The following is a 12,928-nucleotide window of genomic DNA, read 5'->3' on the forward strand; positions in this document are numbered from 1 at the left end:
ATCCAACATTTTACGTCGGGCAAGCCGAACTCTCACGCATTGTTACTGGTTGGTACGAGTTTCTGTCACGAATTCCACCGGGGCCTCGCTGCGTTTGACGATGACCAGGTGCGCCGGGTGGACGATCATCATGCCGCAGAAGACGCCGGGGCCTGGGACGCTGTCGACCACGCCGACCTGCAGCTTGCCGCCCTGGAAAGAGACGCTTCCGACGCCGCCGCCGTGGCAGGTGCTCGGCCTGGGACCGCGGAACACACCGATCACCATCTGCTCCTTGAAATCCACCTTCGGCAAGGCGTGCTCGCTGCCGGCATGTTCGGCCCACAGGCTGGCCCAGGCCGCCTCGTCGCGCACCACGACATTGCGCTGCTCATGGATGGCGGTGCGCACATGCGGCTCGACCGTGGTGAAGTTGACGTAGTCGTTGACGATCTTGCGGAACTCGACCGGCGCGTCAAGCTTCGGCACCGCGACCACGCGCATTGGCTGGGTCACGGCGGCCAGGCACAGCGCGACCGGCGACATGTCGCGGACTTCGTATTCGACCAGCAGCTTGCCGTCCTTCGAGCCGGCGTACACCACGTCGAAAGTGCCACAGCCCGGGTTGCCGCTGCCCTGGAACACGGCCACCAGCATGTTGCGCGAGAAATCGACTTCCGGCGCAGCGATGCGGGTCTTGCTGTGTTCGGCCCACAGTGCCGACCAGGCGGCCGCGTCCTTGATCACGACTTCGCGCGCCGTCTCGATGTTCGAGAAGCTCTCGCTGACGATGGTCTTGAAGGCGACCGGGGTGCCCGACTTGGGCAGGAAGCCGACCGGCGCGACCTTGTGGCCGGCGCCCAGTCCCAGGTCGGCCTTGTCGAGGTTCTTCAGCATGGTGTCGAACAGGGCGCGCACGCTCTCATCCTTGCAGCTGGTGCGCGGGCCGGCAATCGTGTCGCCGGAAGTGCACAGCACGGCTTGCGGATTGGCGCCCATCAGGGTCTGGCCATACGAATTGTCGGCGCAGTTGCCGGCACGGTCCCACAGCACGTACTTGCTGTCGACGACATACAGCTGGTTGCGGGTCGATGCGCAGGATGCTTCCTGGGCCATCTTGATGTACTCGGAAACGACCGGAACGCCGCCATTCGGCTCGCCGACGGCAATGCCCTGCCCTGCCGTCTGGTTCCTCATGACGGCAGTGCCTTCACCGCCGCCGCCACAGGCTGCCAAAGCCACGCCCATGCCGAGAACGGCGGCGGCGTTGATCAGAGTGCGTCCCAACTCCCTCATTTTCTTCTTCTCCACCGATCGTTTCCACAGGAAGCACTGATTGATTCATGGCGGCGGCCTCAGCCACGAGAAAATGCGCCCTGCAGCGTTGCAAATCCTCGCGATACCACGCGGTATCGCTCCGGTTTGCGCCTTGCCGGACACATTTTTCGTGACTGATTCCTGCGCGCCAGAACCAATCAGTGCTTCCTTGAATAAAAAAACCCGCCGACACTCGCATATCAGGCGGGCAAACGGAAAACCAGATAATCCTTGACCTGATGTTGAGCATCATAGGCATCCCCGGCCTCGCATTCCCCCTCGAACTGTCGAGGAATTGTCTGCAATTTGTAAGCTTGCGCAGCGCCAGCGGGGAGATTCCTAAGAGACGTTTGCTCCTATACAATGCTGCCAAGGAGATACTATGTGTTTGGCAGCAGTCCGTAACAATCAGTTATGCAGGATGGGCATGTGAACCGGATATTCTTCCGTTTCTTCGTGCTGGTCATGCTTTCGATCACGGCGGCGACTTTCGTGATTTACTTCGCCTTCAGCCGGCTGTTCGGGGATCCGCTCGAGGACATCGCACGCCGCCAGGCGGCTGCCCAGATCTTCCTGCTCGAACAATATATCGACCAGGCCCCAAGCGACGAATGGCTGGCGCGCCTGAACAACGTGCGCATCGTGTCGGACGTGCGCTATGACCTGATTCCGCTGGCGCAGGCACGCAGCGCCCTGCCCGCCGGCCGGCGCGCGCTGCTCGACCGCGGCGAACTGGTGCTCGATCCCACCAATCGCAGCTTCTACCGCCGCGTCGACCTCGACGGCGAACGCTACATCGGCAGCCACGAGGAAGTGCTGCATGCGCAGGACCTGCCGGTGGACATCGGGCAGGCGCTCAAGATGGAAGCGCTGCGCTACGTGATCGTGGCGATCGCGCTCTTGGTGCCGATCGCGCTGTGGTCGCGCTCGCACTGGCAGGGCTTGCAGTCGCTGTCGCGCATGGCGGACGAATTCGGCAGCGGCAAGCTGACCGCGCGTTCCCAGATGAAGCCCTCGGCCTCGATCTATCCGCTGGCCGAACGCATCAACCACATGGCCGACCGCATCGAAGACCTGCTGGAAGCGCAGAAAAGCCTGCTGCACTCGGTGTCGCACGAACTGCGCACGCCGATCGCGCGGCTCGAATTCGGGCTCGAACTGCTGGACGCGCGCGCCAGGGACGCCGACCTGAGCAAGCGGGTCAGGGCGATGGAAGGCGACTTGCGCGAACTGAATTCCCTGGTGAACGAACTGCTCGACATGAGCAAGCTCGACAGCACACGCAAGCTGCAGATCGAGCCGGTCCGGCTGGACGCGTTGCTGCGCGAATGCCTCGAGATGCTGCCGCCTTCGCCGCATACGCTCGACTGCATGCTCCCCGAGGACCTGGGCGAGCTCGCGCTCGACCGCCGCCTGCTGGCGCGCGCCGTCTGCAACCTGCTGCGCAACGCCCAGAAATATGCGGCCGACCGCATCCTGCTGTCGGCGGCGCGCACCGGGGGCGGCGTCGAGATCACGGTCGACGACGACGGACCCGGCATCCCGGTCGAGGAACGCGAGAAGGTGTTCGACCCCTTTTACCGGCTCGACCGCAGCCGCGATCGCGCCACCGGCGGCTTCGGCCTCGGCCTGTCGATCGCGCGCAAGGCGGTGGCGCTGCACGGCGGCAGCCTGCATGCGGACAGCGCGCCGCTGGGCGGGGCGCGCTTCGTGATCAAGCTGCCCGCCTGAAGCGGGAACAGGACAACAACACACGGGACACGCCATGAAACGATGCATTCTTCCCGCCCTGCTGCTGCTTGCAGCGGGCCAGGCGGCGGCCGAAAAGGCCGATGCCTACAAGCCGACGCAGATCAAGTGCCGCTCCTGCGATGCCAACAGCCTGACCGGCACGTTCACGCTGACGGGTGGGGTGGAAGTCAATCGTGGCACCCTGACGATCAGTGCCGACGGCGGGCGCTTCGAAGAGTCGCCGGGCGGCTACCAGCGCATCCTGCTGCAGGCGCAGCCCGGCAACAAGGTGCGCTTCCGGCAAAAGGCGGACGGCCCCGGCGAGCGCTGGATGGAAGGCGAAGCCGAGCGCGTCGAGTACGACGATCGCTCGGCCATGGTGAAACTGATGTCGAAGGCGAAGGTGCGGCGCTCGCTGGACGGTGTCCAGACCGAAGAGGCCGAGGGGGAATTCATCTCCTACGACAGCCGCACCGAGGAGTTCACCCTGCGCAATACCAGTACGGGCGAGGACCGTCCGGGCGGCGGGCGCAACACCATCGTCCTGCAGTCGAAACGCAAGGCGCCGCCGGCGCCGGCGCTTGCTACCATGGACAAACCATGATAACTGTTCGGCATGACACGATGATCGTCCAGGGAGGCCCGATATGAGGCTCGCACTACGCTGCCGCTGCGGCAAGCTGCGCGGCCAGGTCGACGCAGGGCACGTGGCCGCGCGCGCCGTCTGCTACTGCAAGGACTGCCAGGCCTATGGCCGCTTCCTGGCTCCCCCCGTGCTCGATCCGCTCGGCGGCACCGAGGTGGCCGCCGCCCTGCCCGCCGCCGTGCGCTTCGACGAAGGCCTGGAGCACCTGGCCTGCATGTCGCTCGGTCCCAAGGGGCTGTACCGCTGGTACGCCGGCTGCTGCCGCACCCCGATCGGCAACACGCCGCGCGACCCGCGCACTTCCTACCTGGGCCTGGTGCGAGCCTGCCTGGATGCGCCGGATGCGGAACTCGATCGGCTGCTCGGGCCGCTGCGCTGCCGGGTCGAAACCAAGTCGGCCAAGGGGCCCGTGAAGTCGAGCGTCCTGGGCACGGCCTGGGCGGTGTGCAAGATCGGGACGATGCTGATGAAGGCGCGCCTGGGCGGCGGCTACCGGGAGAATCCCTTCTTCCGGGCGGGCACGAGCGAGCCGGTGAAGCCGCCGCACGTGCTGACGCTGGAAGAACGGAAGGCGCTGCCCCCCTAGGAGTCAGCGCTCGGTCGTGCGCCGGGAGGGATAACGGGAGACGTGCTCGTCGTACTGTCCGCTCAGGTGCGTGGCGCCATACCAAAGGTGCTCCCACCAGTGGTCGCGCGAACGCACGGTCACGAGACATGCCTTGTCGATGCCGCCCTTGAAGAGCGGATCGGGGCACATATTCGTCATCAGGGCATGGCGCTGGTTCTCGGCATTGACGAGGGCAATGCCGAGCCAGATGGCGATGCCCGTGCAGAGCACCGCCACCGACCACGCGATGTGGTTCACATAGCTGGTTTCAAACAGGTCGTCCTCGTTGGGCCGGGACCCATCGTACATCTTGAGGACTTCGCGTTCGACGTCATTGCTCATTTGGATTTGGCTGCCCTTGCAACGAGTGCGTCCATGACCTGGGTGGTCGCCTGCATCAGCTGGTTGACGTCCTGGATCTTGTTCGCTTCCTGGATCTGGCCGGGCGACACCACGTACTTGCCGTCGATGATGATGGTCGGGGTGCCGGTCACCTTGTAGGCGCTCGACATCTGGCTCAGGCGGCGCAGCTTGGTGGTCACGCCGAAGGAGTTCCAGGTTTCCATGAACTTGGCCTTGTCGAGGCCGTTCTTGACCGCCCACTCGATGATCTGGTCATCCTTCGTCAGGCGCTGGCGCTGCACGTGCACGGCCTGGAACACGCGGTGGTGGTACTGGTCGAGCTTGCCCATCGCTTCGAGGGTCAGGAACAGGCGTGCTTCCGGATCGGTCGGGCCCTGGAAAGGCAGCGGGATATGGCGCGCGACGATGTTGTCGCCCTGCTTCTTGATCCACTGGTTGAACGTCGGTTCCAGCATGTTACAGGCCGGGCAATGGTACGCGAAGAATTCGATGACCTCGACCTTCTTGCCCGTCGCCTGCACCGGTTGCGGCGCGGCCAGGGTCTGGTAGTCGACACCGTTCTTCGGGTCGGCTGGCGACGCGATCGCGGTGCTGGCGACCATGGTGGCGGCGATGAGGGCAAAACGCAGAGAACGCATAGGTTTCCTTCCACAATAGATTGAGCAAACGCCGGGAGATTACCACTTTTTCGGCCCGCCATTCTGAGGAAGGGCTGAATTTTGCATTTGCTTACGGAATTAACGTGAGCGAAACGGAGGAATGATTTACTTCGGCCGGCGCTGCCGCACCGCCTCCAGCGCCTCGCACAGCCGGGCCGCGCCGTCGACCACGCGCGGCCCCGGCCGCGTCAGCAATTCGCCATCCACGGTGAGCAGGTTGCCCCGCTTTACCGCCGTCATGCTCTTGTACGGCTCCCACAGCTTGAGGCCAGGATTGGCAGGATCATGACGCTTGCCGGCCATGATCGCCTCCGGATCCGCCTGCAGCACCGCCTCGATGCCGACCTCCGGCGCCACCGCCTTGAGCGCGCCGAACACGTTGCGTCCGCCGCAGACCCGGATCGCGTCGCTGGCGATCTGGGCATCGTTGAGGGTGTACAGCGGCTGGTCCCAGATCTGGTAGAACACCGTCACGGGCGGACGCCGGGCGTAGCGCGCTTCCAGTCCCGCCAGGCGCGCGCGCAAGGCCCCGGCCGCGCTCGTGGCAGCCGCGTCGGTGCCCAGCAGCCGGCCCAGGCGCTCGATGTTGCCGGCCACCTGCCCCAGTGTGCGCGGCTCGCTGTGGAAGACCGGCACACCCAGCGATTCGAGCTGGGCGATCTGGCGCGCCGTGTTCCCGCTGTGCCAGACCACGATCAGCTCGGGTTTGAGGGCCAGCACCCGCTCCATGTCGATCACGCTGTTGCTGCCTACCAGCGGGATCTTCTTCGCAGCTTCCGGATAATCGCTGTAGTTCATCGCCCCGACCACGCGCGCGCCGCCGCCGGCCGCGAACAGCAGCTCGGTGGCATGCGGCGCCATCGAGATGACGCGCCGGGCCGGCTGCTGCACGGTGACGCGGCGGCCGGCATCGTCGACCACGCTCACCGCGGCCTGCGCACCGCCCACCGCCCCGAAGAGCAGCGCAGCGATCAAGAGTCGGGGCGCGCGCATCAGAAGTCGTAGCGCAGCGACAGCTTCAGCTGGCGGCCGTCGCTCGGATAGATGCCCGAGCGGCAGCCGAAGGCATTGCTGTAGTACTGGCGGTCGGCCAGGTTGAGCGCACTGACGGCCGCTTCCCAGCCCTGGATGCGGTAGGCGTAGCGCGCGTCGACGGTGGTGTACGACGGGATGCGTGCGCCGCAGCTGTTGGTGAAGTCGCTGCCGTAGCGCTGGCTGTCGACCCACTGGGCGCCGATGTCGGCGCTGTGGCCACTCAGCGGAGTCCAGGCGGCGCGCACGGTGGCCACGTTCTTCGGCACCAGCACCATCTCGCGGCCGGCGTTCGGGCCGCCGGTGAACTCGGCGTCCACGCGCTGCCACTTGGCGGAGAGGCGCAGGTCCTGCGCCAGGGCCTGCTGGGCTTCGAGCTCGAAGCCCTGGCGGCGGGTCGGATCCAGGTTGGTGTTGGCGCCCCAGCCGATGGTCGGGTCGTAGAAGATCTCGTCCGTCAGGCGGTGGCGGAACAGGCGCGCAGTCAGTTGGCGCGCCGGGCCGCCGGCGGTCACGCCCAGCTCCAGGTCGCGCGAGGTCTGCGGCGCCAGCACTTCCAGACCCGAGCGCAGGCTGTTCTCGTCCACGTTGGCGATGCGGTAGCTGCGGCCAAGCTTGGCGAACACGGTCAGCTGCGGCATCGGATCGACGCTGCCTTCCAGCGACCAGGCGTTGATCGACTGCCTGCGGTGCTCACCCGCCACCGGCGGGAAGGCCAGCGGGTCGGAATACTCCTTGGTGAAGCGTTCGTGGCGGCCGCCGATCGCCAGGCGGGCATTGTGTGGGGCATTCCACAAGACTTCGTTGCGCACGTAGATGGCCTTCGAATCCTGCTCGGCGTCGCCGCGCGAGAAATCGGACACGGTCTGGCGCTCCCAGCGCATCAGGTCGATGCCGACCACCAGCTCGTTGCGCTTGTCGCCCATGCTGGCCGTGTGGCGCAGGCGCGGCGAGAACTGGGTCTGGCTGGCGTCGTAGGCGACGCGGGTGACGCCGCCGGTGTAGAAATAATTGGCTGCGACCTCGCGCTCGCGGTGCGACAGCTCGGCGGCCAGCTCGAGGCTGCCGACGCGGTGCTCGACGAAAGCGCTGACGCGGTCGGTGTCCAGGGTGCCGAAATCGTCCCGCGTGAGGCTCTGGCGCGGATTGGCCAGGTACTGAGCCTCGGTGAGCGAACCCGGGAAGCGCGCGTCCTGCTCCGAATGTTCGAAGCGCAGGCCGGCGCGGCCCGCGCCGTAGGCGTACTGGACGCCGCCGCTGGCGGTCTTCTGCTTGAACTCGCTGTTGGCGCGGTAGTTGTCGGTGCCGCGGTCGGCCAGCGCCACATCAAAAGAAAGCGGGCCGGCGCCATGGGTGAGCGAGGCGCGCAGGTCGTGGGCGTCGAAGCGCCCTGCTTCGGCGAAGACCGAACCGTGGGTGCCGTTCGCGCCGGCGCGGCGCGTGATGATGTTGATCACGCCGCCGGTCGCGCCTTCGCCGTACAGCACGCTGCTGGCGCCGCGCTGGATCTCGATGCGCTCGACGGTATCGACCGGGATGCTCGACAGCACCGCATTGGTCAGCTCGTTCTCGTTCAGGCGCACGCCGTCCACCAGGATCACCAGGTTCTGGGCGCTGTTCGAACCGAAGCCGCGCAGGTCGAGCGCGAAGTCCGGCGAGGCGTCCAGGCTCTGCCGTCCGTAAACGCCGCCGACCTTGCGGATCGCCGCATTGACGTCGGCGGCGCCGGAACGGCGGATGTCCTCGGCCGTGATCACGGTGGCGCCGATCGGCGCGCTGGCAGGCTGCGCCGGGAAGCGCGCGCCGGTGATGACGATCGAAGGCAGGGAGTCCTGGGTTTGTGCAAGCGCGTTCGCGGCAAGTACGGACAGGGCGCAAGCCAGCGCGAGCGGCTTCACCGCCGGCGCGCTGCGTGGTACGACAGCAAATTTCATGTTCGGATGTTCTCGGTAATGGCACCGGCCTGCGTCCCCGCACACCGGAGTTGAACGGAAGGCGCCGCCATGCTGCTCGCATGCGCTCGCTTCCACCTGTCTGGCCGGTATCCGGGCTTGCAAGACGGACCGCCCCACCTTCCTATGCCGCTGGGCACAGTGGTGTTTGGAGCAGCCTACGGCTTCGCGTATGCGAAGCCGTGCTTGTTGACCGTTGCGGGGGCAGCACATCTCAGCGCGGGCGCGCAGCGCCTTTGCCTCGTGTTTCCCGTTTAACTGCACATGCGGAGCGCATGCGCGGGCACCAGAACGGCGAGATTATAACCTGACAAGCTTTCCTGCATTTCGTTGTCGTATTTTGTGCTTCCATTCCCTGCGCATGGCAATTCGCCGATGTTCTGGATATAGTCGCGCTCATATAAATACAACATCGACAACAGGGAGTTCTGCATGCAGATCCAAAGAAAGCGACAAGGCCTGCGCGCGCTGGCATGCGCCGCACTGCTGGCCTTCGGCAGCGCCGGCGCCTGGTTCGCCCAGGCCGACGCGCCCCCGCCCGCGGCCACGCCTTCGCTCGACGGCATCGCGCTGGCCGCGCCGAACGCCGCCGCCGTCACCGTGCCGAGCAGCCCGGATGCCTGGGGCGGCATCCGCAGCGGCGACCACGCGACCCTGTCCGAGCGCGTGGCCAGCTACCGCATCAGCGCCACGCTCGACCCGGACAAGCACGTGATCGCCGGCCAGCAGCAGCTCACCTGGCGCAACCGCAGCGCGGTCCCGGTGCGCAGCGTCTACATCCACCTCTACATGAACGCCTTCGAAGGCGAAGGCAGCAGCTTTTTCACCGAGCAGCGCCAGCGCGGCGAACGTTTCCGCAGCGGCGCCGAGATCGGCGACGGCGAATGGGGCCACATCGCGCTGCGCAGCGTGAGCCAGGGCGGCGCCACCGTGCCATGGCGCTTCGTCCAGCCCGACGGGGGACCGGCCACCGACCACACGGTGGCGCGCCTCGACCTGCCCGAGGCGGTCGCCCCCGGCGCCTCGACCACGCTCGACATGGCCTTCACCACCCAGCTGCCGCGCGTGATCGCGCGCACCGGCTACTACGGCAGCTTCCACCTGGTGGCCCAGTGGTTCCCGAAGATCGCGGTGCTCGAACTGCCGGGCGAGCGCGGCGCCACCGCGCCACGCTGGAATGCGCACGAGTTCCACATGGAGTCCGAGTTCTACGCCGATTTCGGCAGCTACGACGTGAGCCTCACCGTGCCGAAGGGCTATACGGTGGGCGCGACCGGCGCGCTGCAGGGGGCGCCCGTCGAGAAGAACGGCTTGCTGACGCACCGCTACGTGCAGCACGACGTGCACGACTTCGCCTGGACTGCCGACAAGCGCAGCGGCCGCCCGCTGGTGGAGACCTGGACCGGTCCCGGCAGCCCGATCGTGACGGTGCAGGTGCTGTACCCGCAGGAATACGAGGCCAGCGCCAGGCCGGTCATGAAGGCGGCCAAGGATTCGCTGGCCTATTTCTCGCGCAAGCTCGGCCCTTACCCCTACCGCACGCTGACCGTCGTGATCCCGCCCTACAACGCGCAGGAAGCCGGCGGCATGGAGTATCCGACCTTCATCACCGCGTCCGGCTATGCCGCGGTTCCGCCCAAATCGCTGCAGGAATATGAACTGGATGCCGTGACGATCCACGAACTTGGCCACAACTTCTTCCAGGGCATCCTGGCCAGCAACGAGTTCGAGGAGCCGATGCTCGACGAAGGCCTGACCGCCTACTGGGAAAACCGCGCGATGCGCGACCGCGGACAGCAGGTCTACCCCGCCCCCGGCTTCCTGAAGCGGATCGGCTTCGATCCGGGATTCGAAGGCTTCGACGCCATGCGCCTGTTCGCCCCGCGTGAGCGGCCGCTCGATGCGCCCGGCCAGAACGCCTGGCAGCGCCTGCAGGGCCTTGATCCGGTGTACACCCGCAGCGCCACCGTGATGCGCGACCTGGAGCAGCGCATCGGCAGCGAGGCCATGGAGCGCGGCTTCAAGGAATACTACCGGCGCTGGAAGTTCCGCCATCCGAGCATTGCCGACCTGCGCGAGGCGCTGGCGGACGGCAGCGGCGAGCGCGCCGCGGTCGAAGAGGTCTTTGCGCAGCAGGTCTATGCAGCCGCGCGGATCGACGACAAGGTGGCCAGGCTGTCGAGCGAAGAAGAGCTGCCGCTGGCCGGCACCCGCGTGGTGGACGGCAAGCGCATCGAAGAGAGCCAGGCGGCGGTGGAGGAGCGCATCGCCAGGCTGCGCGCGGATTGGGCCAAGGCCAATCCGAAGGCCCGGCAGGGCGGCCCCTTCCCCTGGCGTACCCGGGTGACCGTGCGCCGCGACGGCGCCCGCGTGCCGCAGACCCTGGTGGTGCGCTTCGCCGACGGCAGCAGCGAGACCGTGGCCTGGAACGCCACCTCGTCGGACGAGAAATGGCGTACCTTTACCTGGGTCAGGCCGGTGCGCGCCGTGTCGGCCGAGCTCGACCCGCGCCGCAGCCACTACCTCGACGTCAACAAGCTCGACGACAGCCGCACGATCGACCCCAAGCGCAGCGCATCGACCCGCTGGACGAGCGACGCGGCGGCCTTCTTCCAACTCATCCTGTCCTTCATCGCCACCGTATGACGACCACGACCGCTTCCCTGGCGCCCGCGCAGGCGCCGCACACTTCCGCGTCACGCGGCCATGCCGGCTTGCGTGCAGTGGGCGCCGCCCTGCGTCCGGCCCTGCAATGGCGCCTCCTGCTGCTCTGGCTGCTGGCCCTGCTGCTGCCCACGCTGGTTGCCGCCCTGCCCCTCTGGACCATGCTGGGCGCCGCCTTCGACCGCTCGGTGCACGCGACGGCCCTGGCCCAGCGCCTCGACGGGGTGGCCATTGCGGACCTGGTGGGCCTGCACAGCCAGCACGCCTCGGCCCTCGGTGCGGGCGGCATCGTGGCCCTCGTGATGACGCTGCTGCTGTCGCCCTTCCTGACCGGGGCGGCCATCAGCGCCGCGCGCGCGCCGGCGCCGCTCGCCTTCGCGGCGCTGGCCGCCGGCGGCGTGCGCGAGTACGGGCGCCTGCTGCGCATGCTGCTGTGGGCCATCGTGCCGCTCGGCGCGGCGGTTTTCCTGGGTGGTATGGCGGCCTCGGTCGCCGAGCAGCCCGGCGCCGTGCTCGAGTCCACGGCAAGCAATGCGGCCCTGGCGGCCTCGCTGATCGTCGCCCTGCTCCTGCTGCTGGCCCATGCGACGCTCGACGCCGGCCGCGCGGTGCTGGCGCTGGACCGCCGCCGCAGCTCGGCGGTGCTGGCCTGGTGCGACGGGCTGGGCCTGATCGTGCGCCGCCCGTTTGCCGTTGTCGGCCTGTATGCCGCGATCACGGTGCCTGGGCTGCTTGTGGCCGGCGCGCTGGCGGTGGCGCGCCTGAACATCCCGGCGCTGGGCGCGGGCAGCTTCCTCGGCGGGCTGCTGCTGGCCCAGCTGGCGGTGCTGGCGCTGGCCTGGATGCGCTGCGCGCGCCTGTTCGGGCTGATGGAGCTGGCCAGGGGCGCCGGCGCACGCTAGCGTCCCTGCGACTCATCGTTGCGTTGAACGCGTGTGCGGCAGAGCCGCACACCCTACGAAAGTCCTCAGGTCCCGCGCTTGCCGCGCATCGCCTCTTCCGCCTTCAGCGCCGCTTTTTCCTCGGCGATGCGGGCCTTCTCCGCCATCTCCTCGGCATGGCGCACCAGCGCCGCGGCGCGGGTTTCCGGGGTCTCCAGGCTGATGCGCCCCAGCGCCCCGGTGCGGTAGTCGTGCAGCAGCACGTGCGCCGCCTTCTCGTAGTCGAACTCGCCGCCGCGCATGCGGAATCCGCGGCGCTGGGCCACGCCCTCGATCACCGCGATGCCGTCCAGCCCCTCGGTCTTGAAGCCGTACCGGGCCGTGAGCAGCTGCGGGTAGCGCTCGAGCAGCAGGTTGGCCAGGAACTCCGCGACCTCCTCCTCGATCAGCGCGTTCGAGCCGACCGCATGGCTCGCGGCCAGCATCAGGCCGTCGCTCGCCAGCGCGATCTTCGGCCACAGCATGCCCGGGGTATCGACCAGCACGATGTGCTTGCCGAGGTAAAGCTTCTGCTGGGTCTTGGTGACGGCCGGCTCGTCGCCCACCTTGGCCACCCGCTTCTTGAGCAGCGCGTTCATCAGGGTCGACTTGCCGACGTTCGGGATCCCCATGATCATGATGCGCAGCGGCTTGGTCGGCACGCCGCGGTGCGGCGCCAGCGACTGGCAGATGTCGGGGATGCGGGCGACGTCGGCCGGCTTCTTGGTCGTCATCGGATAGGCGGTCACGCCTTCCTGGGCATCGTAATAGGCTTTCCAGGCCGCCGTGGCCGCCGGGTCGGCCAGGTCGATCTTGTTCAAGATCTTGAGGCAAGGACGCTGGCGGAACTTGCGCAGTTGCTCCACCAGCGGGTTGCAGCTCGCCTCGGGCAGGCGGGCGTCGAGGACTTCGATCACCAGGTCGGTGTTCTCCATCTGCTCGGCGGCTTCCTTCTTGGCCGCATTCATGTGCCCCGGGAACCATTGTATCGACATGCTCTACTTTCCAAATCTTCAGTCAGGACGCTATTTTACGCTGGCGGCCGTTCTGTGAAAAAA

11 protein-coding genes and 1 riboswitch are annotated in these 12,928 nt (G+C 67.2%); of the genes, 5 read left to right on the top strand and 6 right to left on the bottom strand.

Features of this window, described 5'->3' with window-relative positions; all coding sequences use genetic code 11:
* Positions 1 to 42 precede the first annotated feature (42 nt).
* Complete coding sequence (locus tag YWC_RS31495; protein WP_156923554.1) at positions 43 to 1,290, bottom strand: hypothetical protein; 1,248 nt, start codon at positions 1,288 to 1,290, stop codon at positions 43 to 45.
* Positions 1,291 to 1,725: 435 nt separating this feature from the next.
* Between YWC_RS31495 and YWC_RS0107445 the strand changes: the two genes are divergently transcribed.
* From YWC_RS0107445 to YWC_RS0107455, 3 genes are read left to right on the top strand one after another with little or no spacing between them, the layout of a single operon-like run.
* On the top strand, positions 1,726 to 3,027 hold the full coding sequence (locus YWC_RS0107445; RefSeq protein ID WP_027864801.1) for an ATP-binding protein: 1,302 nt from the start codon (positions 1,726 to 1,728) through the stop codon (positions 3,025 to 3,027).
* Positions 3,028 to 3,061: 34 nt separating this feature from the next.
* Positions 3,062 to 3,631 (top strand): lipopolysaccharide transport periplasmic protein LptA, encoded by a 570-nt coding sequence (gene lptA, locus YWC_RS0107450; protein ID WP_027864802.1) that lies wholly within the window; start codon positions 3,062 to 3,064, stop codon positions 3,629 to 3,631.
* A gap of 43 nt (positions 3,632 to 3,674) precedes the next feature.
* Positions 3,675 to 4,259, top strand: coding sequence for a DUF6151 family protein (locus YWC_RS0107455; protein WP_027864803.1), 585 nt, complete (start codon positions 3,675 to 3,677; stop codon positions 4,257 to 4,259).
* Positions 4,260 to 4,262: 3 nt separating this feature from the next.
* Here the strand turns inward: YWC_RS0107455 and YWC_RS0107460 are convergent, their stop codons facing one another.
* The 4 genes from YWC_RS0107460 to YWC_RS0107475 all read right to left on the bottom strand — a co-directional run bounded on the left by YWC_RS0107460 (position 4,263) and on the right by YWC_RS0107475 (position 8,268).
* Positions 4,263 to 4,622 (bottom strand): hypothetical protein, encoded by a 360-nt coding sequence (locus tag YWC_RS0107460; protein ID WP_027864804.1) that lies wholly within the window; start codon positions 4,620 to 4,622, stop codon positions 4,263 to 4,265.
* The gene (locus YWC_RS0107465; protein ID WP_027864805.1) at positions 4,619 to 5,281 is read right to left on the bottom strand and encodes a thiol:disulfide interchange protein DsbA/DsbL; all 663 of its coding nucleotides are present in this window, start codon (positions 5,279 to 5,281) and stop codon (positions 4,619 to 4,621) included. Before YWC_RS0107465 ends, YWC_RS0107460 begins: the two co-directional genes overlap by 4 nt.
* 126 nt (positions 5,282 to 5,407) lie before the next feature.
* Entirely contained in the window at positions 5,408 to 6,295 is an 888-nt protein-coding gene (locus tag YWC_RS0107470) for a cobalamin-binding protein (protein ID WP_036213545.1), read from the bottom strand.
* Positions 6,295 to 8,268 (bottom strand): TonB-dependent receptor, encoded by a 1,974-nt coding sequence (locus tag YWC_RS0107475; protein ID WP_027864807.1) that lies wholly within the window; start codon positions 8,266 to 8,268, stop codon positions 6,295 to 6,297. Before YWC_RS0107475 ends, YWC_RS0107470 begins: the two co-directional genes overlap by 1 nt.
* A gap of 85 nt (positions 8,269 to 8,353) precedes the next feature.
* A riboswitch (cobalamin riboswitch) is annotated at positions 8,354 to 8,592 on the bottom strand.
* Positions 8,593 to 8,718: 126 nt separating this feature from the next.
* Here YWC_RS0107475 and YWC_RS0107485 point away from each other — a divergent pair.
* Positions 8,719 to 10,932, top strand: coding sequence for a M1 family metallopeptidase (locus tag YWC_RS0107485; protein WP_027864809.1), 2,214 nt, complete (start codon positions 8,719 to 8,721; stop codon positions 10,930 to 10,932).
* On the top strand, positions 10,929 to 11,852 hold the full coding sequence (locus YWC_RS0107490; protein WP_051306307.1) for a hypothetical protein: 924 nt from the start codon (positions 10,929 to 10,931) through the stop codon (positions 11,850 to 11,852). Before YWC_RS0107485 ends, YWC_RS0107490 begins: the two co-directional genes overlap by 4 nt.
* Positions 11,853 to 11,917: 65 nt before the next feature.
* Here YWC_RS0107490 and ylqF read toward each other — a convergent pair whose 3' ends face one another.
* Positions 11,918 to 12,865, bottom strand: a complete 948-nt coding sequence (ylqF, locus tag YWC_RS0107495; protein ID WP_084416346.1) for a ribosome biogenesis GTPase YlqF — start codon at positions 12,863 to 12,865, stop codon at positions 11,918 to 11,920.
* Between the last annotated feature and the right edge of the window lie 63 nt (positions 12,866 to 12,928).

Origin of the sequence: Massilia alkalitolerans DSM 17462, assembly GCF_000427785.1 — a bacterium.
Taxonomy (GTDB): Bacteria; Pseudomonadota; Gammaproteobacteria; order Burkholderiales; family Burkholderiaceae_D; genus Telluria; species Telluria alkalitolerans.